Raw genomic sequence first — 24,209 nt, 5'->3', positions numbered from 1 at the left:
GCTCAATTGCTCCAAATTCTTGTTTTAACACGCCTTCTTAACGCGAACCGGTATCCACTTCGCTCGAAAACGTTCTAGCCGGCGGCGCTGTAATCGATCGGTTCGGCATGCCAACCTTCATGCCGTTTCGCCCAATAAGCCTCGCGCAAGCGCTCCGAGATCGGGCCCGGACGGTCATTGCCGAGAATGCGCCCGTCGAGCCTGGTCACAGGAATAATGCCGCCCGCGGTACTCGTGGCGAAAATCTCGTCGGCCTGGCGAAACTCCTCGACCGGCACCGCCCTCGCCTCGCAGGGCAGCCCCAATTCCGCGCAAAGATCGATCGCGCACAGCCGGCTGATCCCGTGCAGCACGTTGCGGTCAGCGGTCGCGACCTTGCCGTCGGTGATGCAGAAGATGTTGTAGCCGGGGCCTTCGGTGACGTTGCCGTCGAGATCGAGCAGGATCGGGTTGTCGGCGCCCTTCTCCTCGGCCTCGAACATCGCCGCCGTCATATCCGCCCAATGGAAATTCTTGATGCGGGCGTCGAGGCAGACATCGGGAATGCGCGGCGTCGAGGCAATGATCATATGCGCGCCGCGCGCGATGACATCGGGCTTCATCTGCCAGACATAGGGAATGGCGAAGGCCGCGAGATAGCTGCGCGCATTGACCGGGTGATAGCGCTGCTCGGGGCTGGGCCTCCCGCGCATGCAGTCCATCGCCACATAGGCCTCGCGCAGGCCCGACAGCCGCACCAGCTCGTGCAGAATCGCGCGGATGTCCTCGTCGCTCTCTTTCGGGGTGAAGCGCATGGCTCCGATCGAGGCACGGAAACGGGCGAGGTGATCGTCGAGCCGAAAGAACGCGCCATCCCAGACGCTGACGACGTCATAGGTCACGTCCGAGCGACGATAGCCCCAATCGGTGATCGAGAGCTTGGCCTCGGAGACCGGCATATAAGCCCCGTCGAGATAGGCAGCGCCCTTCGACCAATCGACGTTCCCTACGGTCGCAGCTTCCATCGTCACTCTCCGTATCGCGATCTGCACCCCGCGCCCCGAAGGCAAGATATGTGATCACATCAGGCGAGATATCGCCATCAGCGTCAAGATCGAGTCGTTATCCGGCGCAGTCATTTTCAGCATTTTTCGCTGCAAAATTGAGCAATATGATCAACGTTGAAGCGCGCAAGCTTTTCGCTCCAATCTCTCGACAATCGACAGACGGCATGATGTGATCACACTATCAGCGGCAATCCAAGCTGCATCAATTCACCCATCGCGGATTATGCGCAAGCCGGCAGGAGAGCGACATGGCCTCGACCAAGCTGAACTACCGCAATGACACCCTGATGCTCGGTTTCAGCGACCTCAAGCGGCTGCGCTCGGAGCGGCCGCTGGTCCTGACGGGCGGGCGCGGCATCAGGGTCTTCGACGAGCGCGGGCGCGATTACATCGAGGCGGTCTCGTCCTTCTACTGCGTCGCACTGGGCTATAGCGACGAAGAGCTGATCGAAGCCGCCATCGCGCAAATGCGCGCCTTGCCGATCTATCCCTCGGCGATCGACCGCACGGTTCCCGCCGTCATGGAACTGGCCGAGAAACTCGCGGCCCTGTCGCCGATGCCGCAAACCCATGTCACGTTCGCCACCACCGGCTCCGAGGCGAATGATCATCTGATCAAGTTCATCTGGTACGCAAACGGCTTCTCCGGCGAGCCGAGGCGGCGCAAGATCATCAGCCGCTGGTCGAGCTATCACGGCAGCACGATCCAGTTGACGGCGCTCGGCGGCGGCTCCGACCTGCATCGCTCCTTCGCGGTGCCGACGGATGAATGCCTCTATGTCAGCCATCCCAATTGGCCAGGCGGCGCCGAGCCGGGCGAGAGCGAGGCGGCCTATGGCGATCGCCTTGCCGCCGAGCTCAGATCGGTCATCGAGCAGGCCGGCCCGGAAACGGTTGCCGCCTTCTTCGCCGAGCCGGTATCCGTATCCGCCGGCATGTATGTGCCGCCCGTCGGTTACTTCACCAAGATGAAGGCGGTGCTCGATGCCTACGGCATCCTGCTGGTCGCCGACGAGGTGGTGACCGGGTTCGGCCGGACCGGGCAGTTCTGGGGCACCCAGACGCTGGACATCAAACCCGACTGCATGACCTCGTCGAAGGCGCTGTCGAGCGCCTATCAGCCGATCTCCGCGATCCTGATGTCGGGCGATTTCTACGACCGGCTGGAGCGTGGCAGCACCGAGAAGGGCTGGTTTGCCCATGGCGGCACCTATCATGCCCACCCAGTCGCTGCCGCCGTGGCCCTGAAGACGATCGAGATCTATGAGCGGCGCAATCTCGTCGCCCATGTGCGCGCCATCATGCCCGCCTGGGCGCGCGGCCTTGCCGCGCTGAAGGATCATCCGCTCGTCGCCGAGACGCGCTGTTTCGGGCTCCTGGGCGCGGTGCAATTGAAGCAACCCGGCGATGGCGAGACGGTCCCGGCCTCGCTGCGGATCGGCGGATTGCCGGCGCAGGTCTATCAGGCCGGCCTCGAGGCCGGCATCATCGTCCGGCCATTGGCGAACTGCCTGGTGCTCTCGCCGCCTCTGATCATCACCGTCGCGGAAATCGACGAATTGTTCGAGCGGCTGACGCGGGCGCTGGATCAGGTGCTGAAGGACATGCCAGCCAGATAGCGGCAGCGCGCAAAGCAAGCCTGCAGCGCCATTCCGACGCTTGGATTGAAGCGTTTTCGAGCGAAGTGGACACCGGTTCCCCCGCGACAAACGCGAAGCGTTTGCGCGGAGAAAACGCGTCAAAACCCGGGTCTCTAGCCGGCGACCAGCGCGCGATGCGTGAGCCCGAGCCTCTGATACAGATCGCGCTGGAAGGTAAGGATGTCGGCGCGCCGCAGGTCGCGAGCCCTGACCGGGTCGCGGTCCCGAAAGGCCAGGACCATCTCGTGGTTGATATGAACCGTGAAATGCAGGAAGTCGGGATCCAGCGCGGCCGGCGCGGACATGGCCTCGGCGAGATGCGGCCCCAGGCGCAATCGCAATGTGAAGATCGCCGATTGCAGCACGCCTGACGATGACCCCTGCGCGATCCGCAAGCCCCAGGCCTGAATGGATGTCACGATCTTCACGACATCCGAGCTGTCATAGGCGAGGCGAAGATCCTCATTGATCCGCGACAGGATCGCGACGTCCTCCTCGGAGGCGCGTTCGGCAAAGCGCGCTGCCGCCTCCCCTTCCACCAGGACCCGGGCGGAGTGCAGATCGTCGAGCTCGGCACGGGTCAAAACCGGCACCAGGATGGAACGATTGGGGGTTGCGTGAAGCGCGCCGTCTGCCGCGAGCCGGACGACAGCCTCGCGAACCGGCTGGATGCTGGTGTTCAGGGATGTCGCCAGGCCACGCAAGGTGAGCTTCGTGCCGGGCAGCAGATGCCCGTTCAGGATGGTTTCCTGCAATTGCCCATAAACCTGTTGCCCAAGCGTCCTCTGCGGCACGGTGCGGCGGATGCTGTCGGCTGGGTTCTGGGCCAAGGATAACCTCTCGTTTTCGCCTGAAGAATCCCTGCCTTTTTTGGTCGCGGGGTCATCATCGAAGGACACTATAGTGTAGACCGCAATAACCCGGCCAACTCAACGAACATAGGAGTTGGCACCTGCATTCTCCGGTACGGAGAAAACGCTGGGTTCGGTTGTACGCCTGATACCGGAAGCGCGCCCTGCTGGGGTCGACGATGAGGAGCGTGCACCCGGCCCTGACGCCACAACCTCGGCTAGCGCACGAAGGTGCGCGACAGCCCGGCGCTGCGGTCGACGACCACGACCAGCGTCAGCATGATCGGCAGGGCCGAGACGCTCGCCACCAGCGGGTCGGCGCGCATCTTCAAGACCGCGCATCTGGTGATCACGGTCGGAGCGATCGATGCCGACGGGCTCCCTTGCCCAAGCCCTGTCGGCGGCGGGCATCGAGATCATCATCGCGGAATGAGCGCGTCTGCGGCGGCCTTCCGCCGCAGACGCGTCGGCTTCAGAAGCGCGTGCCGCCCGAGAAGCGGAAGGCCTGGAGCTTGTCGCCGCCATATCTGATGCCGGTCGTTGGGTCGCGCCAACCATCATCCTTCGTCAGCGCATAAGCGTAGTCGAAGCGGATGGGGCCGAGCGGCGACTGCCAGAGCAGGCTGACGCCTATCGATGAGCGAATGACGTTGTTGTCGCGGACGCAGGCGATGTTGGATTGATAGCTCGAGCTCGTCGAGACCTTGTACTGCCTGGCATCCGAGCCGCTGGGGCAGCCCGTATAGCTCGCGCTCGTGATCGTCTTCGAACCGCCGTCATAGTCGAACAGCGTACCGGCATCGGCGAAGATCGCCCCACGCAGGCCGACATCGCGCGGCAGGCCCGGCAACGGGAACTGCATTTCGAGCGTGCCGCCGAGATAGGTCGTGCCGCCGAGCGCGCTGCCTGTCAGCACATCACGCGGGCCGATGCCGGTGGAGGAGAAGCCACGCACCAGATTCGACCCCATGGAGTAATGGTCGATCATGCGCAGATCGCCGCTGGTCGCCTGGACATGGCCGCCCTGGAGCCGCACGAAGCCAACGACATCGTCGAAGAGCTCACGGTAATAGCGCGCATCCGCGGCGACGCGCAGGAATTTCGAATCGCCGCCGAGGCCGGCATATTCGGGCTTCAGTTCGGCGACGAAGCCGTTGCGCGGTTTCTGGATATTGTCGAGCGAGTTGTAGTTCAGGTTCAGGCCGATCAGCGAGGTGATGGTCGAGCCTTGCGCCTCCTTGACCGCGACCGATGCCTCGCCATTGGTGAGGCAGTTATAGGTCGAGCTTTCCGCAGTTGCGCCCGTTGTCCCCGGCGTCGTTCCCGTGATCGCGTTCGTACAGTCGTTGTAGGGATAGTCCGTCGAGTTCGGGACCTTGATCTCCGTCGTATAGAGCGAATAGCGCGGCGTGATCGAGAACTCCTCCGTGATCGGGAGGGTGAAGCGGAGCTGCCCGCCGGTCACGCGGCTCGAATAGCGGCTGGTGCTGTAATAATCATTGTACTTTGAGAACAGGTCGAACCCGGCTGCAACGCGATGGCCGAGAAAATAGGGCTCGGTAAAGGAGAAATCGACGCCCTGGGTGCGCTGGCCGAGCGTGCCGGCGATGCGCACGAACTGGCCGCGGCCGAGGAAATTCGCCTCCGACAGCGCGACCTCGCCGATGACGCCATCCGAGGTCGAATAACCGCCGCTGACCGAGAACGAGCCCGTCGCCTTGTCCTCGACATCGATATTGACGACGACGCGATCAGGCGTCGAACCCGGCTCGTTGGTGATGCGCACCTTGCTGAAGAAGCCGAGATTGTTGAGGCGCCGCTCGGCCCGGTCGACCAGCACCTTGTTGTAGGCGTCGCCCTCGCTGAGATCGAGCTCGCGACGCACGACATAGTCGCGGGTGCGGGTATTGCCGCGCACATTGATGCGCTCGACATAGACGCGCGGCCCCTCATCGACGACATAGGTGATCCCGATGAGATGGCCGGCGGCGTCGCGGTCCCCGCGCGGGCGGACCTGCGCGAAGGCATAGCCACGACGCGACACCTCCATCGTCAGCGCCAGCAACGACTTCTCGACCGCTTCGGCGTTGTAGGTATCGCCGGAAGAGGTCGCGACGATGCGCTGCAGGGCTGCGGGATCGACGTCGCGCAGGCTGGAATCGACCGCGACATTGCCGACACGGTATTTCGGCCCCTCCTCGACCGCGATGTCGATGATCCAGCCGCCTTGCGCCTCGTCGAAATGGGCCTTGTTCGAGACGATCTGGAAGTCGGCATAGCCGTTCTTCAGATAATAGCGGCGGATGATTTCGAGGTCGGAGGTGATCCGGTCCGCCTCATAGACGTCCGAGGTCTTGATGAAGCTGAGGAAGTTCGACTCGGTCGAGCTCATCAGATCGCGCAGGCGGCCCGACGAATAGACACTGTTTCCGCTGAAATTGATCGATTTGATGCCGGTCTTGCCCGCTTCCGAGATCGTGAAGACCACATCCGAGCGACCATTCGACAAGGTGTTGATGCGCCCGCTGACCGAAGCCAGGCCGTAGCCGGCGCGGCGATAGGCATCCTTCAGACGCTGAACGTCGGCATCGATCAGCGCCTGGCTCAGCGGGCCGTTGGCCTTGGACTGGATCTGCTGCAGCAGAACATCGCTCTTCAGGCGGCGATTGCCCTCGAAGGCGACGCGATTGACCGCCTCGTTCTCGCGCACGGCGATGACGATCTGCGAGCCGCGCCGGCTGACCTGGACGCTGGAGAACAGGCCGCTCGCGACCAGCTTCTGTCGAATCTGCTCAGGTGTCCCGGCCTCGGGGTCGCTGGCATAGCCCCGGATCGTCTCCGCATCGACGGTCCTGTTGCCCTGCACGACCACGGCCTGCGCGAACGCCGCCACGGCCTGCGCGAACGCCGCGCCGCTGCTGCAAACCAGCAAGAACATGGCCAGCCCGGCCGACACAGAGAGCCACGCCTTGAAAGCCCGGCTCGGGGAGGTCCACGTCATTCTATCGCCTATCGCATCACCGGTTACGCCGACGGCAGGCTAACCAGCGACTAAAGGCGAAGAATCGACGAGATTGATTCCAATTGCTTCCGACCATTTCGCGCGGTGTCTGAACGACTTCGCCGCGCCTTATTTTCGAGGAGCGGAAGCGGTTGATTTTAAGATCCGCACATAATTCTGGAACGAAATTCAAAAATTACTGCATCAAACCGAACATCCCAGCAGAGGATCTACCTTCTACAGATCATGCGCTTGCCATCGAGATGGCTTTTGGAAACACATCGAGAAGAGCGCACTGCAGCTGTCTCGAAGTCGCCCCCACGCCCCGGGAATGTCAGACCTTACCGGCCCGCTACTCCGGCTGCGCCGCCAGGGTGCAGATCATGCGCGCGACCTCGAACGACTTCTCGAAGGCCGGGACGGGCAGGAACTCGAAGCGTGAATGGAAATTATAGGCGCCGGTGAAGAAGTTCGGCGTCGGCAGCCCCTTGGCGGAGAGCGCCGCGCCATCCGTTCCGCCCCGCATCGGGATCAGCTTCGGCTCGATCTGCAGCGCCGCCAGCGCCGCAAAGAGCAGGTCGACCGAGCGACGGTCATCGCCCAGGCTGTCATGGATATTGCCGTAGGTATCGTTCACCTGGCAATCGACGCGGCCTTTCGGATATTGCGCAGCGATCAGCGCCGCGACCTCGCCAAGGCGCGCCTTGCGCCGCTCGAACGAGACCTTGTCGAAGTCGCGGATCATTACCCGCAACCGCGCTTCGCTGACATTGGCGACGATGTCATGGAACCAGATATAGCCTTCGCGGCCCTCGGTATGCTCGGGCGTCTGCGTGCGGTCGAACTGGCTGATGAAGTCGTGCGCCATCAGCAGAGGGTTCACCAGGACATTCTTCGCCGACATCGGGTGAGCGCTGACGCCGGTGAAGACAAGGTCGGCGGCCGCGGCGTTGAAGTTCTCGATCACGACCTCGCCGAGCTCGCAGCAATCGATCGTATAGGCGAAATCGCAGTCGAACCGTGCCAGGTCGAGGGCCTTGGCGCCGCGCAGGCCGATCTCCTCGTCCGGGACGAAGGCGACCAGGATGTCGCCATGCGCGTCCTCGGGGCGCAGATTGGCGAGCAGTGTCATGATCACCGCGATCGCCGCCTTGTTGTCGGCGCCGAGCACGCTCGTGCCGTCACTCGCGATGATATCCGCGCCGGCCCAGGGGCGGATCTCGGGATGCTCCGCCACACGCAGCCAGATATCCTCTTGGCGGTTCAGGCAGAGATCCTCGCCTTCGAAGCGCAGGATCTGCGGACGGATCACTGGCGAAAGCCCGGAATCGACCGTGTCGACATGCGCGATGAAACCGATCCTCGGCGCGCCCGGCCGCGTGCCCGGCTTCACCGCCGTGACGGTGGCGTGGTCGTCGATGACGATTGTCTCCAGCCCGAGCGCGCGCAACTCCTCCGCCAGCAAGACGGCCATACGCTGCTGGCCCGGCGTGCTCGGTAACACCGTGGATTTGGCGTCGCTCTGGCTCTCGACCGCCAGATAGCGGAAGAACCGCTCGATCAGCTGCGCGCGAATGCTCATCCTGCCTCCGTCCGGCCATTGAGGCGTTCTCCATCGCCTCCGTCGCAACGACCCTAGCGCAATGACGGGCGCGAGACAGCGCCGGAAAGGCGGGCCGCGCCCTCGCTGGCCGCATTCGATCCTCACTAACGAGCGAGAGCAGGATGCGAAAAACCGGTGTCCACTTTTTCGCATCCTGCTCTCGCGCGCCACCGCCCCTTGACCTGCGTCATCACGCCTCATAGAAGACTGTACCTTACATACAAGAGGGCGGTCACGCGATGCATGCGCTGAACCAACCCCGTCGCGCGGAGGATGCGCTTGAGGATCTGAAGGCCGGGCTCGGGGCGCATGCCGTCCTGATCGGGGCCGATGTCCCTGCGCGCAACTGCAACGATTGGAGCGCCCAGCTCCCTCGCCGGCCCCTGGCCGTCGTGCGACCGGTTGATGCAACAGGAGTTTCCCAGGCGGTCGCCGCATGCCGTGCGGCGGGCCTGCCTTTCGTGCCGCAAGGCGGCATGACCGGGCTCTGCGGCGGCGCCACGCCCGAGGCGGGCTGGGTCGCGATCTCGCTCGAGCGCATGACCGGCATCGAAGAGATCGATACCGCCAGCGCCACGATGACGGTGAAGGCCGGCACGCCGCTGGAGGTGGTCCAGAACGCTGCCGATGCCGCCGGCTTCCTCTTCCCGCTCGATCTCGGCTCGCGCGGCTCCTGCGCCATCGGCGGCAATCTCTCGACCAATGCCGGCGGTAACAGGGTCATCCGCTACGGCATGACGCGCGATCTCGTGCTCGGGCTCGAAGTCGTGCTCGCGGACGGCACGGTCGTCACCAATCTGAACAAGCTGCTCAAGAACAATGCCGGCTATGACCTGAAGCACCTCTTCATCGGGTCGGAGGGGACGCTCGGCATCATCACCCGCGTCGTGCTGCGGCTGTTCCCCAAGCCACGTTCGACCATGGCCGCGCTCTGCGCGCTCTCAGACTACGACGCGGTGGTGACGCTGCTGGGCGAAGCGCGCGACGGCCTCGGCTCGAACCTCTCGGCCTTCGAGGTGATGTGGCCGGATTATTGGCAGGTCGTCACCGAGCGCGTCGGCGTGCGCGCTCCGGTCGGCAGCGGCCATGGCTTCTATGTGCTGGTCGAGACGCATGGCTCGGACGAGGCGGCCGATGGCACGCGCTTCCAGGCCTGGCTCGAAGGCATGATGGAGCGCGGCATCCTCGCTGACGCCGCCGTCGCGCAATCGCATGCCCAGACGCAGGCCTTCTGGGCGGTCCGCGACGCCTGCGCCGAATTCGGCCAGGTGCTCGGCCCGCATGTCTCCTATGATATCGGCCTCGTGGTGGCGCGCATGGACGCCTTCGCGACGCGCTGCAAGGCAGCGCTGAGCGCCGGCATCCCCGGTTGCGAGAGCGTCTATTACGGCCATATCGGCGACGGAAACCTGCATCTCGTCGCCTGGGTGCCGGGGCTTGCCATCGAGCAGCAGCCGAAGGCGGCGATGGACGCGATCATTTACGGTCTCGTCCGCGAACTCGGCGGCAGCGTCTCGGCCGAGCACGGCATCGGCACCATGAAGAAGCCATGGCTCGGCCATGCCCGCAGCGAACCCGAGATCGCGCTGATGCGGACGCTGAAGACGGCGCTCGACCCCGACAATCTGCTCAATCCCGGCAAGGTGATCTGACCATGGCGCGTGGCTTCAAGCTCATCGAGGCGCTGCTGGCCGCGCTGCTGCTGGCCATGGTGGTGATGGTCTTCGGCAATGTCGTGCTGCGCTACGTCTTCAACTCCGGCATCGTCGTCTCCGAAGAGCTGTCGCGCTTCTGCTTCGTCTGGCTAACCTTCATCGGCGCGGTGCTGGCCATGCGCGACGGAAGCCATCTCGGCATGGACACCGTCGTGCGCGCCCTCTCGCGCCGCGGGCGGCTGATCTGCTTCACCCTGAGCCAGGCCCTGATCCTGATCTGCTGTGTCCTGCTGTTCCAGGGCACCTGGGTCCAGCACGAGGTGAACGCCACCACGGCAGCGCCGGTGACCGGGCTGCCGATGATCTGGGTCTATGGCGTGAGCTACGTCACCGCACTCGGCATCGGCCTGCATGCCGCGGTCAAGCTCTGGCGCGTCGCAACCGGAATGATCCGGGACGATGAATTGATCGACGTCAGCGAGAGCGAAGAAATGCCCCATCCGCCCATCGCCGGAGAACTGCGCCCGTGACCGTCGTCGTCTTCACGACCTCGCTGCTCGGCGCCATGGCGCTGGGCATGCCGATCGCCTTCGCGCTGCTGGTCTGCGCGGTCGCCCTCATGCTGATGCAGGGCAATATCGACACCGCGATCCTGTCGCAGAAGCTGATCGAGGGCGCCGACAGCTTCCCGCTGCTGGCGATCCCCTTCTTCATGCTCGCCGGCGAATTGATGAACGCCGGCGGCATCTCCAGGCGCATCGTGGTCTTCGCGCTGACCTTCGTCGGCCATCTGCGCGGCGGGCTCGGCTTCGTCGCGATCTTCGCCTCCGTCGTCATGGCCGCGATTTCCGGCAGCGCAGCGGCAGACGCTGCGGCGATCGGCGCCTTGCTGATCCCGATGATGCGGCAGGCCGGTTACAATGTGCCGCGCGCGGCCGGGCTGATCGCCGCCGGCGGCGTCATCGCCCCGGTGATCCCGCCATCGATCGGATTGATCGTCTTCGGCGTCATCGCCAATGTCTCGATCGGCAAGCTCTTCCTCGCCGGCATCGTGCCCGGCCTGATGATGGGCCTGTCCTTGACCATCGCCTGGTTGTGGGTTGCGCGGCGCGACAAGGTCACCGTGCTGCCGCGCCAGGATTGGGGTGCGCGAGCACGCGCCGGCATCGACGGCATCTGGGCCCTGATCATGCCCCTCGGCATCATCGGTGGGCTGAAATTCGGCGTCTTCACGCCGACCGAGGCCGGCGTCGCGGCCTGCGTCTACGCCTTCGTGATCGGCACCTTCGTCTATCGCGAATTGCCCCTGCGCCAGCTCTATCCGCTGCTGGTCGCCGCGGCCAAGAGCACCTCGGTCGTGGTCTTCCTGATCGCGGCCGCCTTGATTTCGGCCTGGCTGATCACCTTGTCGGAGCTGCCCGACCAGGTCGCGGCGATGCTCAGCCCGTTCATGGGCAACAAGATCCTGCTGATGTTCGTCATCATGGCGATCGTGGTCGTCGTCGGCACGGCACTGGATTTCGCGCCGACGCTGATGATCCTGACCCCCGTGCTGATGCCGGTGATCAAGCAGGCCGGAATCGATCCCGTCTATTTCGGCGTGCTCTTCATCATGAACAACGCCATCGGCCTGATCACGCCGCCGGTCGGCATCGTGCTGAACGTGATGTGCGGCGTCGCCAATATTTCGATGAGCGATCTGATGAAGGGGCTCTGGCCCTTCCTCTGGGCGGAACTGATCGTGCTGTTCCTGCTCGTGCTGTTTCCCGGGCTGGTGATGGTTCCACTGGCCTGGCTGTCGCGCTGATTTCAAAAAGGGAGGATCAAGAAAATGACGAAAACATCGCTGCTTGTGAGCTTGCCCGCCGCGTTTGCGGCCATTGCCCTGGCTTGCGTCGCCGGCCCCGCCGCGGCCCAGTTCAAGGAGCGCAACATCCGCGTCTCCAATGGCGTCAGCAAGGAACACCCCATGGGCAACGGCCTTTCCGCCATGGGCGCCTGCACGCTGGCAAAATCCGGCGGCAAGCTGAAGATCCAGCCCTATTGGGACGGGGCGCTCGGCAACGACCTCACCGCCACGCAGAGCGTGCGCACCGGCTCGCTCGACATGGTGCTGACCTCGACCGCGCCCCTGACCGGCATCGTGCCGGCGCTCGGCGTGTTCGACCTGCCCTTCCTCTTCAATGACGAGAAGGAGGCCGACCAGGTTCTCGACGGCAAGGCCGGAACCTGGTTCTCGGACAAGCTGCCGGCCGTCGGCGTCATCAATCTCGCTTGGTGGGAGAACGGCTTCCGCTACACCACGAATTCGCGCCGGCCGATCACCAAGGTCGAGGATTTCCAGGGCGTGAAGATGCGGGTGATGCAGAACACCATCTTCATCGACACCTTCAAGGAGCTCGGCAGCAATGCCGTGCCGCTGGCCTTCTCGGAGGTCTACTCCGCCCTTGAGACCAAGACGGTCGACGGGCAGGAGAACCCCTACAACAACATCGAGAACATGAAGTTCTACGAGGTCCAGAAATACCTCACGCTGACCAAGCACGCCTACAGCCCGACCTTGGTGCTGTTCTCGAAGAAGATCTGGGACACGCTCTCGCCGGCCGAGCAAGGCGTGCTGAAGGAATGCGCCATCGTCGGCCAGGCCGAGCAGCGCAAGGTCAACCGCGAGAAATCCGACCTCAGCCTCGCCAATCTCAAGGCCGCTGGCATGCAGGTCAATGAGATCTCGCCCGAGGAAACCGCAAGGCTGCGCGACAAGCTCAAGGTCATCTACGAGCGCAACGCCGCCTCGATTGGACAGGAAGCGCTCGACCTCGTCCTCGGAGATCTCAAGCGCATTCGCGGGAGCTGAGTTTCGACATCTGCGGAAGCTGGAGCAGTCAAGCTTGCCGGCAATCGCCCCCGTCCGTTCCCGCGCAAATCTGTTATGAGAATGCCCGAAGCCTCCCGGCTTCGGGCATTCCCGCACCGCTCCATGTCGCCGTCCTCACGAGGCGAAACCAACCTCGCCATGCTGTCATTGAAGCTCCAGCCCGCGAAATCATTGGCACAGAAGGCGGTCGCACGTCTCCGCCAGGCGATCATCGAAGGCGAACTCCCGCTCGGCGCCTTCATCGCCGAGGAGATGCTGGCGCAATCCTTCGGCGTCAGCCGGACGCCGGTGCGCGAGGCGCTCAACCAGTTGCAACTGCAGGGCCTGGTCGTGATCAAGCCGCAGGTCGGCAGTTTCGTCTTCAGCCCCGATGCCGAAGACATCGCTACGATCTGCCAGTTCCGGATCATCCTCGAACCCAAAGCGGCCGAACTCGCCTATCACCGGGACCGCAACAGTGTCGTGACCGAGATCTCGACGGCGATCCTCGGCATGGAACAAGCGCTGAGGGCCAAGGACAATGTCGCCTATGGCCGCGCCGACACCGCCCTGCACGAGGCCTTCTTCAACCATTGCGGCAATCGCTATCTGCAGGAATCCTACCGGCTCGTGGCCGGGCGCGTCGCGGCGCTGCGGACCAATCTGAGTTCACCCATCGACGTCCAGACGCCGCTCTCCTTCGAGGAGCACCGCGCCATCCTCGGCTTCTTCCAGGCCGGCGACTTCGCCGGCTTCACCAGCCTGATGACCGCACATATCGCCAATTCCGGCCAGACCTATGCGAAAGCGCTCCTTGGCTGACTGGTCTTGGGCTGACTGGTCTTGGGCTGACGTGTCTTGGGCTGAAGGGTCTTGGGCTGAAGGGCGAGCTTTCGCCTACCGCTCGATCGCTTATGCCTAGTGCAGCCAGCCCGCAGCGACGCCCGTCAGCAGCAGGATGCCCATGCAGCCGCGATAGAGGACGAAGGGCCAACTCGACATGCGCTCCAGAAAGCGCATCAGCCCCCAGACCGCGGCAAACGACGCCAGCGAACCGGCGACGAGGCCCACCAGCAGCAGCACAGCGGCATGGGCGTCGATGCCGGCCCTGGCGAGCTCGACCGCCTCCTTGAGGCCGGCCAACGCGATCGCCGGCAAACCGATCAGGAAGGACAGGCGCGCAGCCTCGGCGCGCTTGAAGCCCAGCCCCAGCGCCGCGGTCAAGGTCGATCCCGAGCGGGACACGCCGGGGATCAGCGCGCCGACCTGGGCGAGGCCGACCAGGAGGAAATCCCGAGGCTTGGATTGCTCGACGCTGCGGTCATGACGGGCCAGCCATTCGGCCAGGGCCAGGAGCAGCGCCATCGCGATCGAGCTCACGCCGATCACCCAGAGCGAGCGCAAGGGCGAGCCGCAGGCATTGAGCAGCTGGGCGAGCAGCACGCCCGCAATAACGATCGGAACCGTCGCCAGGACGATTCCAAGCGCCAGCCTGAAATACGGCCCGCCGGTCTCGCGACGCTTCAGGGCCAGCCATGCCCCCATCGCGATCTCACTGACGTCGCGCCGGAAATAGGTCACCACGGCAGCAAGCGCCGCCAGCTGCATCAGCGCCGAGAAGGCCGATCCCGGATCGGGCCAGCCCAGCACCGCCGGAACGACACGCATATGGGCCGTCGAGGAAATCGGCAGCAATTCGCTGACGCCCTGCACGAGGCCCAGCACGACCATCTGCCCGAAATCCAATGCGGCGAACCCGGTATCGATACCGGCCGAACATGCACTCGCCATCGAGAAGGCTCTCCATCCAGCTCGTCCGGCCTCCTATAGGCTCGTGACGGGAATGTCGCTCAATGCGGCGTTGTCCGAAGGCGCCGATGCTAGCCTTGCGTGTTTGGTCCGCATAAAGCTCGCATCGCCTGCCCAAGCTGGAAACGGCAGCGTTCCCAGCGTTTTGTCGCTGCCTGGCTGGCATAGCCGAATAACACGCATCTTGGGCCAAGAGCCATCAGGCTCCGGCGAAGCATCGCCCCAGCCCCATCGCCGCATATGTGGTCACATGCATCAGGCAAAGCCGTGCTATACCGGGCACTCCAGCAATAGTCTGTGGCGGCTCGCCGCCCAAAAGGAGACCATGCCTAGTTCCGATGGCAGTATGCCCGATCTGATCGGGATACTCGCCGTACTTGTTCTCGTTGCCGCGAACGGCTTTTTTGTCGCAGCGGAATTTTCCCTCGTCGCCGTCCGCCGCAGCCGCGTGACCGAACTGGTCAATGCCGGCAAGACCAATGCCGGCGCCCTGAAGCGGGCCGTCGACAATCTCGACGCCAATCTCGCGGCCACCCAGCTCGGCATCACGATTTCGTCCCTAGCCCTCGGCTGGATCGGCGAACCGGCCCTCGCCCATCTGATCATGCCCCTGCTTAACGCGCTGCCCGGATCCCTGGCGACGGCCAGCTCTCATGCGATCGCGGTCGCTATCTCCTTCATCATCATCACCACGCTGCATATCGTGCTCGGCGAACTTGCCCCCAAGAGCCTTGCCCTCCAGCGCAGCGAAGGCACTGCGCTCTGGGTCGTGCGCCCCCTCGGCTTGTTCCTGTTCCTGCTCCGGCCGGCGATCATCGCGCTCAACGGCCTCGGCAATCTCCTGCTACGGCTATGCGGCCTGCGGCCCGGTACAGGCGAGGATGCGCTGCATTCGCCCGAAGAGCTCAAGCTGCTCATCCAGGCCAGCCAGGAAGCCGGCATCCTCCAGCAGACGCAGCAGGAGGTCGTCGAACGCGTCCTCAATATCGGCGACCGCCGCATCGGCGACATCATGACGCCGCGCCGCGACATCGAGTGGATCGACGCCGATGACAGCCCGGCCGAGATGCTGCGCACCATCCGCGCCTGCCGCCACGAGCAGCTCCTGGTCGGGCGCGGCGATGTCGACGAGCCCCTGGGCATGATCCTGAAGAAGGACCTGCTCGACCAGGTGCTCGATGGCAAGACACTCGACCCGATGGCCGTCATCCGCGAACCCGTGATCGTTCACGAAGGCGTGCCGATCTTCCGCGTGCTCGACCAGTTCAAGAAGGCCCCGGTCCGCCTCGCCATCGTCATCGACGAATATGGCAGCCTGGAGGGGATCGTCACCCAGACCGACCTGCTCGAGGCCATCGCCGGCGACCTGTCGGATGCGGAAGGCGAAGAGCCGGATATCATCGAGCGCGAAGACGGCTCGCTGCTGCTCGGCGGCGCGATGCTGGCTCACGATGCCTTCGCCCGCCTCGGCTTCCGGTCGGGATCGGTGGAGGGCGATTTTCACACCATCGCCGGTTTCGCCCTGTTCCAGCTCGGACGGCTTCCGGAGGCCGGTGAGCATTTCGACTATGAAGGCTGGCGCTTCGAGATCGTCGACATGGACGGCAAGCGGATCGACAAGCTGCTCGCGCGGCGCAGCGCCTTGCCGGCCGCCTCCGCAGTCGCTTGAGACGCGACAGTGCCTCTCACTCTTTGATGAGAGCGGGCTCCGGAGCCCGAGCTTTACCGTCACATCGATAGGGCAGCTCAGGCGGGTGCTCCCCCCGGGCCCCGCGTTCAGACGGCCGCCCGGAGATCGCGAAGGCCACCGCGTCGAGATCGAACAACGGCATCACCGCGCAGCCGGCGCTCCGAACACGAAGCGCACAGCCAGATTGAGCGCGGATGGCAGCACCGACATATGGGTCTCGCCGGGAAGGAACTGGAATTCCACATCAAGGCCCGGCGCATGCGAAAGCCGTTCCGCCATCGCCCGCGCGTTGTCGACGATGCGGCTCTCGGCAAAGCTCTTGATGCGCTTTTCCGCGTCAGTCGCGCCTCTCTGGAACGGCGCAAGCGCCTGCTCATACTCGCCCGCCTGCAGGAGCACGCGTCCTGGCCGGTCGATCTCGCCTTGCGCCAGGAAGCGCTCGGCCTCGGCGACGATGCCCGCTCCCTCCCACCAGATCGCCGGGCTCGCCGAGACCCAGGCTGAAAACGCGGCCGGGCGGCGAAACAACGCGTGCAGCACGAACAGCCCCCCGAAGGAATGACCGAAGATTGCCTGGCTCTGCCGGTCGACCGTGACGCGCCGGTCGATCTCGGGCTTCAACTCGTCCTCGATGAAGGCGAGGAATTCGTCGGCCCCGCCGGTGCGCACATCCGGGCCGCCGGGTGTGTGAGGCGGATAGACCTGGCCCGGCGGCGGCCCCATGTCCCAGGAGCGCCTGACGCTGTCATAGGCCCCCTCCGTCGGGTAGCCGATGCCGACCACGACGCCATCAGCGATGCCGGTCCCGAGCGGATAGGCCGCCTGCACCCGCAGGATATCGGCTGCTGTCGCGATCATCGCATTAGCGTCGAGCAGATAGAGCACCGGCCAGCCCTGCGGCGGGCGCGCGCCCGCGGGAACGCGCAGGAAGATCCGGTAAGGCTCACCGCCCGAACGCGGCGCCAGATCGAAATGGATCGTGTCGGGGATGAGCGCTTGCGCCGCCATCAGGAAGACTTTCGCGAGAGGAGCCACAACAGCACGGGACAGCCGATCATCGAAGCGGCGAGCCCGGCCGGAATCTGCCAGGGAAAGGCGATGCTGCGGCCGGCCCAATCGGCCGCGACCATGACGAGGCCGCCCGCGAAGGCGGCTCCCATGAACTCAGGCATGGCCCGCCGCAGGCCAAGTTGCCGCGCCAGATGCGGCGCCATCAGGCCCACGAAGGTCAGCGGACCGACGATCAGCGTCGCAATCGCCGTCAGGACGGCGCTCGATGCCAATATCATCGCCTGGCTGCGCCTGGGGTGAAGCCCCAGCGCCAGAGACGTCCCTGCCCCGAGCGGCACGATGTCGAGCCAGCGCGCGCCAAGCGGCAGGAGGACGAGCAATCCACCGGCTGTGGCAAGAGTGACGGTCGCACCCCATGCGTCGATCGCGTAGGTCGAGCCGGTCATCCAGTTCAGCAGCAGCACGGCCCTGGGGTCGCCGCCCGCCATCAGCGCCGTCACGACGGCGTCGAACAATGCGCCGAGCGCGATGCCGACGAGCAGGGTCGATCCCGACGCCCCGCCCCTCCCCCGGCCCAGCACGAGGATCGCCAGAAGCGCAACCAGCGCTCCTGCGGAGGCGGCGAGAAGCTGCATGCCCCGCCCGACCTCGGACAGCGTCAACAGCGCGACGGCGAAGCCGAAGGCAGCGCCGGCACTGACGCCCAGCACCTCCGGGCTCGCCATCGGGTTGGCGGTCAGGCGCTGCAGCATGCAGCCGGCGACCGCGAGCATCGCGCCCGCCGACAGGGCGGCGAGCGCGCGCGGCAGACGCAGAGGCAGCAGGAGATCGAGCTCGCCACCCAGGCTCAAATGCCAGCCGTCGAGACCTCGCCCGACCATGACGGAGAGTATGGTCGCAATCACGAGCAGCCCACCGAGACAGCCAAGCACCCGCCCCACATGGGCGCTGCGGCGAGGCGCCGGCCCGGCTGAGGAGGGCGGCGCGCCCTGCGGCTGGCGCAGGCGCGGCAGCAGCCACAGCAGCAACGGCGCGCCGAACAGCGCCGTGACCACGCCCGTCGGCAGCGTCGTGCCGTCAGCACCGGCCGCGAGCTGCACGCATTGGTCGGTCAGCCAAAGCAAAGCCGCACCCAGCAGCGCGGACCAGGCCAGGCGCTCCCCGACCCGCCTTGCCCCGGCGACATGCGCGAGCGCCGGGGCGGCGAGGCCGAGGAAGCCGATGATGCCGACCGCGCTGACGACGCAAGCCGTCAAGGCGACGGCGAGGATAAGCGCGGCGAGCCGGGCGGCCCCGATCGACAGGCCGAGATTGCGCGCATTGGCGTCGTCGAGGCTCAGCAAGGTCAAGGGGCGCACCAGGAAGGCACTCAATGCCGCCACAGCAACGAAGCGCGGCGTGAGGAAGATAGCGGCCGACCAGTCCTGCTGGCTGAGCGACCCGCTCCCCCACATGAACAGGCCGGCGAGGTAATGCGTCTTGAACAGGACCAGCGTCGCGACGACGGCGCTGCAGGTGAGGCCGATGACGAGCCCTGAGAGCACGACCGAGACCGGCGCCAGCCCCTTGCGCCAGGACAAGGCGAGCACGCCGGCGACAGCAAGCAGCCCGCCCGCCATTGCCGTCCATTCCCGGCCGAAGGCGAGCAGCCCGGGCGCCCAGAGCATGGCGACCGACAAGGCGAGATTGGCCCCCGCCTCGACCCCGAGCGTGGTCGGCGAGGCGATCGGATTGCGCAGCACCAATTGCAGCAGCGCCCCGGCCAGGCCCAGCGCCGCGCCGCACAGGATGCTGGTGACGAGCCGCGGCATGACGCTATAGGCCGCCAGCATCTGGCGCGCATCGGCAAGGTCCGGCCCGCGCAGGGCGTCGAACCACAGCTCCGGCGGCAGCAACTTCACCAGCGTCCATAGGCTCGCCGCGCCGGCCGCGGCCAGAAGGAGCGCGACGATGCCGGCCGGTCCCTTGCGATGGAGAGCCTCAGCCACTGGAACGCCCCGTCGCGGAAAGATGCTCGCCCAAAAGCGCGGCGAAGCGCATCGCCGAGGGCAGCATGCCGAACATCAGCGCCGCCGGCAGCCGCTGGATCCGCCCGGCGCGGACGAAGGCCAGGCTGTTCCAGAGCGGGCTGCCCGCGAGCTTCGTCAGGACATCGCCGGAGATCGGCTCCAGATAGACCAGCCGGCTCTCCGGCACGGCCGCCAGGGCCTCGATGCCGACCGTGGCGAAGCCCCAGTAATTGCTCGGTCCCCGCCAGCCATTCGCAAGGCCGCAGCGCTTCAGCGCACCGTCGAAGAGGCTGCCTGCGCCATAAACCCGGACATGATGCGCATCGAGAAAACTCACGATCAGCAGCGGGATATCGGCCCTATCGCGGAGCCTGGCGCGGATCTCCGCCATCCGCGCCTCGGCCCGCGCGATCAGGGCCTCGCCCTCCGTCGCGCGGCCGAGCAGACCAGCCAGTTCGCGCGTCGCCGCGACGCTCAACTCATAGGGCCGACCGCCCGGCGGAGCATAGATCGAGAAGGTCCGGGTCGGGGCGAAACGCTCCAGCACGGGGCGGATCGCGGCGAGATAGGGCGTCGTCACGATCAGATCCGGCCTGATCGCCGCCAGCAATTCGAGATTCGGCTCGCGATCGGCGCCGAGGTCGATCATGCCGGCCGGCAAGGCAGGTTCGACCACCCAATCCGCCCAAGCGCCGACCTGCACCATACCGACCGGCGCGACGCCGAGCGCGAGCAGCGTCTCGGTCAGGCCATAGTCGAGCGAGACGATGCGCGCCGGCGGTGAAGGCTCGCCGGCGCGAGCCGCACCGCCGTGCACAGCCATGCAGCAGGCGGCGGCGAGGAGGGTCCGACGATCCAGGCCGGCTGGGATACGCATGGCCGGACCAGCAGCCTCACCAGCGATAGCGCAGGCTCGCGATGACGCTGCTGCGGGTGCCCTTGTAGCAATAGCCGGCCTCGCAGGTCGTGTATTTGGTGTCGAACAGGTTCTGGGCGTTGACCTTCGCCGACCAGCCCTTCAGCGCGGGGTTCACCCGCCCGAGATCATAGTTCAGCGTGGCGTCGACGAGTGCGACCGCATCATTCTTGAAAGTGTTCTGGGCGTCGCCATAGCTGGAACCGGTGTAGCGGACACCCACGCCGAGCCCGAGCCCGGCGAGCGTCAACCCGTCCGGCACGGTATAGTCGGTCCAGGCCGCGAAGCTGTGGCGCGGCACCGCCGCGGGCACCTTGCCGACCGTCCCCGCGGTGCCGGTGATGGTCTCCAGATCGAGATAGGCATAGGAGCCCCTGACGCGGAAGCCCGCCCCGAGATTGGCGACCGCCTCCAGTTCGAGCCCCTGGCCGCGCACCTCTCCGCGCTGGACCTGCACATAGGGGTTGGCGTCGGAGGCGACGAGGCCGCCATCTTGCGTGATCCGGAAGAGCGAGGCGGTGAAGAAGCCGTCGAAGCCGGTCGGCGCGTACTTCACGCCGATCTCGGCCTGCTCGGCCGTGGTCGGCTTGAAGGGCACGCCCGTCGGATCGACGCCGAGATTGGGCGCGAAGGAGGTCGAATAGGTCGCATAGGGCGCGATGCCGTTGTCGAACTGATAGGTCAGACCGACGCGGCCGGTGAAAGCCTGGTCGTCAGCCTCCTGCCGGCTGGTGCTGACGCGGTCCACGGTCTTCGTACGCACCCAGTCCTGCCGTCCCGACAGCGTCAGCGTCCAGCGGCCGAACTTGGCCTGCTCCTGGACATAGGCGCCGATCTGGTCCTGGGTCTGCCTGCCGATCGTGCTGAAGGCCGGGTCCGTGAAGCGGCCGAGCGATTGCAGCGTCACTAGGCTCAAGCCCGGCGCCGTGCCATAGCCGATCCGGTCGCTGAGTCTGAGATGAGTGTAGTCGAGGCCCGCGAGCAGGCGGTGCTGGATCGGCCCGGTCCCGAAATCAGCCTGCACCTGATTGTCGACCGCGAATGAATTCAGCACGTCGTGCACATAGCCGGTGTAACGATTGAGGACCGTGCCGCTGGCGTCGACTCCCGAATTGCCGGTGAAGCGGTTCTTCGTGTCGACCTGGCCCCAGCGCAGATTCTGCCGGACCGTGAAGACCTCGTTGAACTTGTGCTCGAACTGGTAGCCGATGCGGTTCTGGGTCTGCTCCAGGCTGTTGTAGTCCGGGTCGCTCCGCAGGAAGCTCTGCGACCGCGCGCCGCTCCAGGCATAGTATGGAAGCGCGCCCGGATTCTTCGAATCCTGGAATTCGCCGAGGATGGTCAGCTTCGTCTGGTCGTTCGGGCGCCAGGTGAAGGCCGGGGCGAGGTTGAGCAGGTTGTCGTCGCCGCCCACCACATTGGCCGTATGGCTGTCGCGGACGGAGCCCGTCAGGCGGTAGAGCAGCGTTCCGTTGGGATCGAGCCGGCCGCCCACATCGAAATTGCTCTGGACGCGATTCTTGTTGCCCGCCTGCAATTCCACTTCGCCGAATGGCTGATCGACCGGGCGCTTGGAGGTGATGTCGACGAGCCCGCCCGGCGAACCGAGGCCATAGAGCGCCGAGCTCGGGCCGCGCAACACGGTGACGCTCTCCACGCCATAGGGCGCGACCTTGAACACCGCCATATTATTGCCGGGCAGGCGCAAGCCGTCGCGATAGACCCCGTTATAGGTCGCATTGAAGCCGCGGATGTAGAAGGCGTCGAAACGGGGATCGAAGCCGGACGATTCGGAGCGCACGCCCGGCGTATAGGCGACCGACTGGGTCAGCGTCTGCACATTGCGGTCGTCGAGCTCCTGCCGCGTGACGACGGAGACCGATTGCGGCGTCTCGATCAGGGGCGTGTTGGTCTTGGTGCCCGCCGCGCTGCGCGTCGCGACATAGCCAACGCTGCCGTCAGTCGATCCCTGCACGTCGATCGTATCGAGCACCACGGCGCCGTCTGCCGCAACGGAGCCGTTGCCCGCCGCACGCGTCGAGATCGCAACGGTGGTCGGGTTCGGGAAGGAGTAGACCAGCCCCGAGCCCTGGAGGATGCGCGCCAGCGCCTGCTCCCGCGTCACGGCGCCCGAGACGCCGGGCGAGGTCTTGCCGGAAGCGACGGAGGCCAGATAGGTGATCTGGAGGCCCGACTGGCGCCCGAAAGCGGTCAGGGCCTGGTTCAGCGGGCCGGCGGGGATGGAGTAACTCGTCCGCGCGGCCTGGGCGAAGGCGCTGGGCACTATCGCCGTGACGCTTGCTCCGACCGATGTCGTCGCCAGCAGCGCTGCAAGCAACGCTTTGCGTCCGGCTGTCCTGCGCGAACTGATCTCCGCCCCTCGCCCCATGGTGAAGCCGCTCCTGTCGATTGCATCGGGAGGGCGTGCCGACGTGAATGGCGCAACCCTTGAAGCTGATACAAACGGGGATCGGATTTTTTCTCCCTTCCGCCCGGTTTTTTTCAGAAGGACGAAATCACCGTCAGGAACGACGAGATCCGACGGACATGGCCGCCGGTCGGATGCACCACCGCCTCGAGCGCCCGCGCGGGATCGCGCAGGTCGAAGAGCCCGCTCACCTTTTGCGAGCCACCGAAGGACCCCGCGACGACGATGCGCCCGGGCAGCCAGCGGCCGATCCGGGCGATCAGCGCCGAGACCGGCTCCTGCTCGGCCACGATCAAGCGGTCGCGCCACGTCGCGACCTGGCCCGCCTCGCGCCTTCCGCGATCGAGGCTCTGCGAGGCCGCATCGAACGCCATCCAGTCTCCGGCGCCCAGTCGCTCGCCCGCGGCCAGCGCCGAATCCGGGGCCCGCGCCTCGACGAGCCCATGATCAACGGAAACCGTCACGATCCCCGCATCGCTGGAGACATCGAAGGCCGTTCCAAGGGCCGTCGCGGTGAGATGGCCCGCCTGGACCCGGAACGGGCGCGCCTTATCCGGCGCAACCTCGAAGAACGACATGCCCTGCAGCAGCGCGACGCGCCGCTCGTCCGGCCCATAGGCGAGCGCCAGCGCACTGTCGGGGCCGAGCGTCGCCATGCTGCCGTCGGGAAGCGCGACCTGGCGGATCTCGCCCTTGGCGGTGCGATGGTCGGCCCGCGGCTGGAGCCAAGCGTCCGACATCATCAGCGAGCCGGCGCCCACGGCACCCAGGCCGATCGCGCCAGCGATGACGAGGTTACGGCGGGTCAGCCCCAGCGCCGCGCGCTGCTCGGCCTTCCGGCGATCGGTCAGGACCTTGCCGGCCATCCCATGGGCGCTGGCGATGCGCGCCCAGCTCTGCTCATGCGCCGGGCTCCTCGCCCGCCATGCTCTGATCATCTCGATGGCAACGGGGTTGCCGGGATCGTTCTGCAAGCGAATGACGAGGTCGATCGCCTCGTCGAGCAAGCGATCGAGATCCGGCGCAGCCTCGGTCATTCCCGTCCTTCCGGCATGGGCCAGTCCTTCCGGCATGGGCATAGCCACCTGTTCGGCTTGCGTCTCCCACCCTCTATTACAACCGGCCGGCCGGGTTTTTCTCTCCCTGAGATATTTCCAATTACAAATTTTCAGTGCGCACGACGATATGGCGGTAGGCATCCCGGATCAAAGTCCAGGTCCGCGTCACCGACAGGTCGAGCTCGCGGGCGACCTCGGCGATGGTGCGGTCTCCCAGGCGATGCATCTCGAAAGCGGTGCGCGTGCGGGCGGGGAGCTCGGCCAGCGCGGCCTCCACCAGCTTCAGACGCTGACGGTCATGGACGATGGTTTCGGGAGACGGCAACGGCTCGGCAAGCTGCGCGAACGCCTCGTCGTCGAGCTCCACCCGCTCGACCAGGCGCTCGCGCCTGATCTGGTTGATGCTGAGATTGCGCGAGACCTGGTAGAGATAAGCCTTGGGATTGTGATGCGCCGCATCGTCCCTGGGCGGCGACGACAGCACGCGCAGGAAGGTGTCCTGCGTCAGGTCGGCCGCCATCTCGGCCGTCAGGCCGCGCCGCCGAAGCGATCGCGCGATATCCTTGGCGTGATGCCGGAACAGCTTTTGAATATCCCAGACCACCCGGTCCCGCCTCCATGCCGCCGGCGTCGGGGCG

The 24,209-nt window shown here is 65.6% G+C and carries 18 protein-coding genes; 7 read left to right on the top strand and 11 right to left on the bottom strand.

Translation table 11 applies throughout. From position 1 onward, the window contains the following. Window positions 1-74 precede the first annotated feature (74 nt). On the bottom strand, window positions 75-1,004 hold the full coding sequence (locus ACSQ3P_RS15380) for an aminotransferase class IV (protein ID WP_436166419.1): 930 nt from the start codon (window positions 1,002-1,004) through the stop codon (window positions 75-77). Between the two features lie 290 nt (window positions 1,005-1,294). Between ACSQ3P_RS15380 and ACSQ3P_RS15375 the strand changes: the two genes are divergently transcribed. Then, window positions 1,295-2,665 carry an aminotransferase family protein gene (locus tag ACSQ3P_RS15375; protein ID WP_436166418.1) on the top strand — a complete coding sequence of 457 codons (1,371 nt, stop codon included), beginning with the start codon at window positions 1,295-1,297 and terminating at the stop codon, window positions 2,663-2,665. A gap of 134 nt (window positions 2,666-2,799) precedes the next feature. Here ACSQ3P_RS15375 and ACSQ3P_RS15370 read toward each other — a convergent pair whose 3' ends face one another. The 3 genes from ACSQ3P_RS15370 to pepT form a co-directional block, all read right to left on the bottom strand. Further along, on the bottom strand, window positions 2,800-3,516 hold the full coding sequence (locus tag ACSQ3P_RS15370) for a GntR family transcriptional regulator (protein ID WP_436166417.1): 717 nt from the start codon (window positions 3,514-3,516) through the stop codon (window positions 2,800-2,802). Between the two features lie 493 nt (window positions 3,517-4,009). Further along, entirely contained in the window at window positions 4,010-6,475 is a 2,466-nt protein-coding gene (bamA, locus tag ACSQ3P_RS15365) for an outer membrane protein assembly factor BamA (protein ID WP_436166747.1), read from the bottom strand. A gap of 415 nt (window positions 6,476-6,890) precedes the next feature. Then, a complete protein-coding gene (gene pepT, locus ACSQ3P_RS15360) occupies window positions 6,891-8,120 on the bottom strand; it encodes a peptidase T (protein WP_436166416.1) in 1,230 nt (409 codons plus the stop codon). A 260-nt stretch (window positions 8,121-8,380) separates the two neighbouring features. Here pepT and ACSQ3P_RS15355 point away from each other — a divergent pair, with 260 nt between their 5' ends. The 5 genes from ACSQ3P_RS15355 (at window position 8,381) to ACSQ3P_RS15335 (ending at window position 13,472) form a co-directional block, all read left to right on the top strand. Next, window positions 8,381-9,793, top strand: a complete 1,413-nt coding sequence (locus ACSQ3P_RS15355; RefSeq protein WP_436166415.1) for an FAD-binding oxidoreductase — start codon at window positions 8,381-8,383, stop codon at window positions 9,791-9,793. Window positions 9,794-9,795: 2 nt separating this feature from the next. Continuing rightward, window positions 9,796-10,326: a TRAP transporter small permease gene (locus tag ACSQ3P_RS15350; RefSeq protein ID WP_436166414.1), complete on the top strand. Its 531-nt coding sequence runs from the start codon at window positions 9,796-9,798 to the stop codon at window positions 10,324-10,326. Next, the gene (locus ACSQ3P_RS15345; RefSeq protein WP_436166413.1) at window positions 10,323-11,603 is read left to right on the top strand and encodes a TRAP transporter large permease; all 1,281 of its coding nucleotides are present in this window, start codon (window positions 10,323-10,325) and stop codon (window positions 11,601-11,603) included. The genes ACSQ3P_RS15350 and ACSQ3P_RS15345 overlap by 4 nt, the downstream gene beginning before the upstream one ends. A gap of 24 nt (window positions 11,604-11,627) precedes the next feature. Beyond that, window positions 11,628-12,650 carry a TRAP transporter substrate-binding protein gene (locus tag ACSQ3P_RS15340; RefSeq protein ID WP_436166412.1) on the top strand — a complete coding sequence of 341 codons (1,023 nt, stop codon included), beginning with the start codon at window positions 11,628-11,630 and terminating at the stop codon, window positions 12,648-12,650. 159 nt (window positions 12,651-12,809) lie between these two features. After that, on the top strand, window positions 12,810-13,472 hold the full coding sequence (locus ACSQ3P_RS15335; RefSeq protein ID WP_436166746.1) for a GntR family transcriptional regulator: 663 nt from the start codon (window positions 12,810-12,812) through the stop codon (window positions 13,470-13,472). Window positions 13,473-13,568: 96 nt separating this feature from the next. Here ACSQ3P_RS15335 and ACSQ3P_RS15330 read toward each other — a convergent pair whose 3' ends face one another. Next, complete coding sequence (locus tag ACSQ3P_RS15330) at window positions 13,569-14,441, bottom strand: undecaprenyl-diphosphate phosphatase (protein ID WP_436166411.1); 873 nt, start codon at window positions 14,439-14,441, stop codon at window positions 13,569-13,571. A 343-nt stretch (window positions 14,442-14,784) separates the two neighbouring features. Between ACSQ3P_RS15330 and ACSQ3P_RS15325 the strand changes: the two genes are divergently transcribed. Then, entirely contained in the window at window positions 14,785-16,128 is a 1,344-nt protein-coding gene (locus ACSQ3P_RS15325) for a hemolysin family protein (protein ID WP_436166410.1), read from the top strand. Window positions 16,129-16,290: 162 nt separating this feature from the next. Here the strand turns inward: ACSQ3P_RS15325 and ACSQ3P_RS15320 are convergent, their stop codons facing one another. The 6 genes from ACSQ3P_RS15320 to ACSQ3P_RS15295 form a co-directional block, all read right to left on the bottom strand. After that, complete coding sequence (locus tag ACSQ3P_RS15320) at window positions 16,291-17,157, bottom strand: alpha/beta hydrolase (protein WP_436166409.1); 867 nt, start codon at window positions 17,155-17,157, stop codon at window positions 16,291-16,293. Then, entirely contained in the window at window positions 17,157-19,148 is a 1,992-nt protein-coding gene (gene fhuB / locus ACSQ3P_RS15315) for a Fe(3+)-hydroxamate ABC transporter permease FhuB (protein WP_436166408.1), read from the bottom strand. The genes ACSQ3P_RS15320 and fhuB overlap by 1 nt, the downstream gene beginning before the upstream one ends. Further along, a complete protein-coding gene (locus ACSQ3P_RS15310) occupies window positions 19,141-20,046 on the bottom strand; it encodes an ABC transporter substrate-binding protein (RefSeq protein WP_436166407.1) in 906 nt (301 codons plus the stop codon). The genes fhuB and ACSQ3P_RS15310 overlap by 8 nt, the downstream gene beginning before the upstream one ends. Before the next feature lie 16 nt (window positions 20,047-20,062). Next, entirely contained in the window at window positions 20,063-22,423 is a 2,361-nt protein-coding gene (locus ACSQ3P_RS15305) for a TonB-dependent siderophore receptor (protein ID WP_436166406.1), read from the bottom strand. 164 nt (window positions 22,424-22,587) lie between these two features. Then, window positions 22,588-23,550, bottom strand: a complete 963-nt coding sequence (locus tag ACSQ3P_RS15300) for a FecR family protein (protein ID WP_436166405.1) — start codon at window positions 23,548-23,550, stop codon at window positions 22,588-22,590. Between the two features lie 121 nt (window positions 23,551-23,671). Further along, on the bottom strand, window positions 23,672-24,175 hold the full coding sequence (locus tag ACSQ3P_RS15295; RefSeq protein ID WP_436166404.1) for a sigma-70 family RNA polymerase sigma factor: 504 nt from the start codon (window positions 24,173-24,175) through the stop codon (window positions 23,672-23,674). Window positions 24,176-24,209: the final 34 nt, after the last annotated feature.

Origin of the sequence: Allobosea sp. LjRoot9 (assembly GCF_964252745.1) — a bacterium.
Classification (GTDB): Bacteria; Pseudomonadota; Alphaproteobacteria; order Rhizobiales; family Beijerinckiaceae; genus Allobosea.
This window is presented reverse-complemented; position numbering and strand designations above follow the sequence as displayed.

Excerpts from the sequence above, each read along its gene's own strand:
- ACSQ3P_RS15380 (WP_436166419.1), bottom strand. The coding sequence starts at position 1,004 with ATGGAAGCTGCGACCGTAGGGAACGTCGATTGGTCGAAGGGCGCTGCC.
- ACSQ3P_RS15375 (WP_436166418.1), top strand. The coding sequence starts at position 1,295 with ATGGCCTCGACCAAGCTGAACTACCGCAATGACACCCTGATGCTCGGT.
- bamA (WP_436166747.1), bottom strand. The coding sequence starts at position 6,475 with ATGTTCTTGCTGGTTTGCAGCAGCGGCGCGGCGTTCGCGCAGGCCGTG.
- pepT (WP_436166416.1), bottom strand. The coding sequence starts at position 8,120 with ATGAGCATTCGCGCGCAGCTGATCGAGCGGTTCTTCCGCTATCTGGCG.
- ACSQ3P_RS15355 (WP_436166415.1), top strand. The coding sequence starts at position 8,381 with ATGCATGCGCTGAACCAACCCCGTCGCGCGGAGGATGCGCTTGAGGAT.
- ACSQ3P_RS15350 (WP_436166414.1), top strand. The coding sequence starts at position 9,796 with ATGGCGCGTGGCTTCAAGCTCATCGAGGCGCTGCTGGCCGCGCTGCTG.
- ACSQ3P_RS15340 (WP_436166412.1), top strand. The coding sequence starts at position 11,628 with ATGACGAAAACATCGCTGCTTGTGAGCTTGCCCGCCGCGTTTGCGGCC.
- ACSQ3P_RS15335 (WP_436166746.1), top strand. The coding sequence starts at position 12,810 with ATGCTGTCATTGAAGCTCCAGCCCGCGAAATCATTGGCACAGAAGGCG.
- ACSQ3P_RS15330 (WP_436166411.1), bottom strand. The coding sequence starts at position 14,441 with ATGGCGAGTGCATGTTCGGCCGGTATCGATACCGGGTTCGCCGCATTG.
- ACSQ3P_RS15325 (WP_436166410.1), top strand. The coding sequence starts at position 14,785 with ATGCCTAGTTCCGATGGCAGTATGCCCGATCTGATCGGGATACTCGCC.
- ACSQ3P_RS15320 (WP_436166409.1), bottom strand. The coding sequence starts at position 17,157 with ATGGCGGCGCAAGCGCTCATCCCCGACACGATCCATTTCGATCTGGCG.
- ACSQ3P_RS15310 (WP_436166407.1), bottom strand. The coding sequence starts at position 20,046 with ATGCGTATCCCAGCCGGCCTGGATCGTCGGACCCTCCTCGCCGCCGCC.
- ACSQ3P_RS15300 (WP_436166405.1), bottom strand. The coding sequence starts at position 23,550 with ATGACCGAGGCTGCGCCGGATCTCGATCGCTTGCTCGACGAGGCGATC.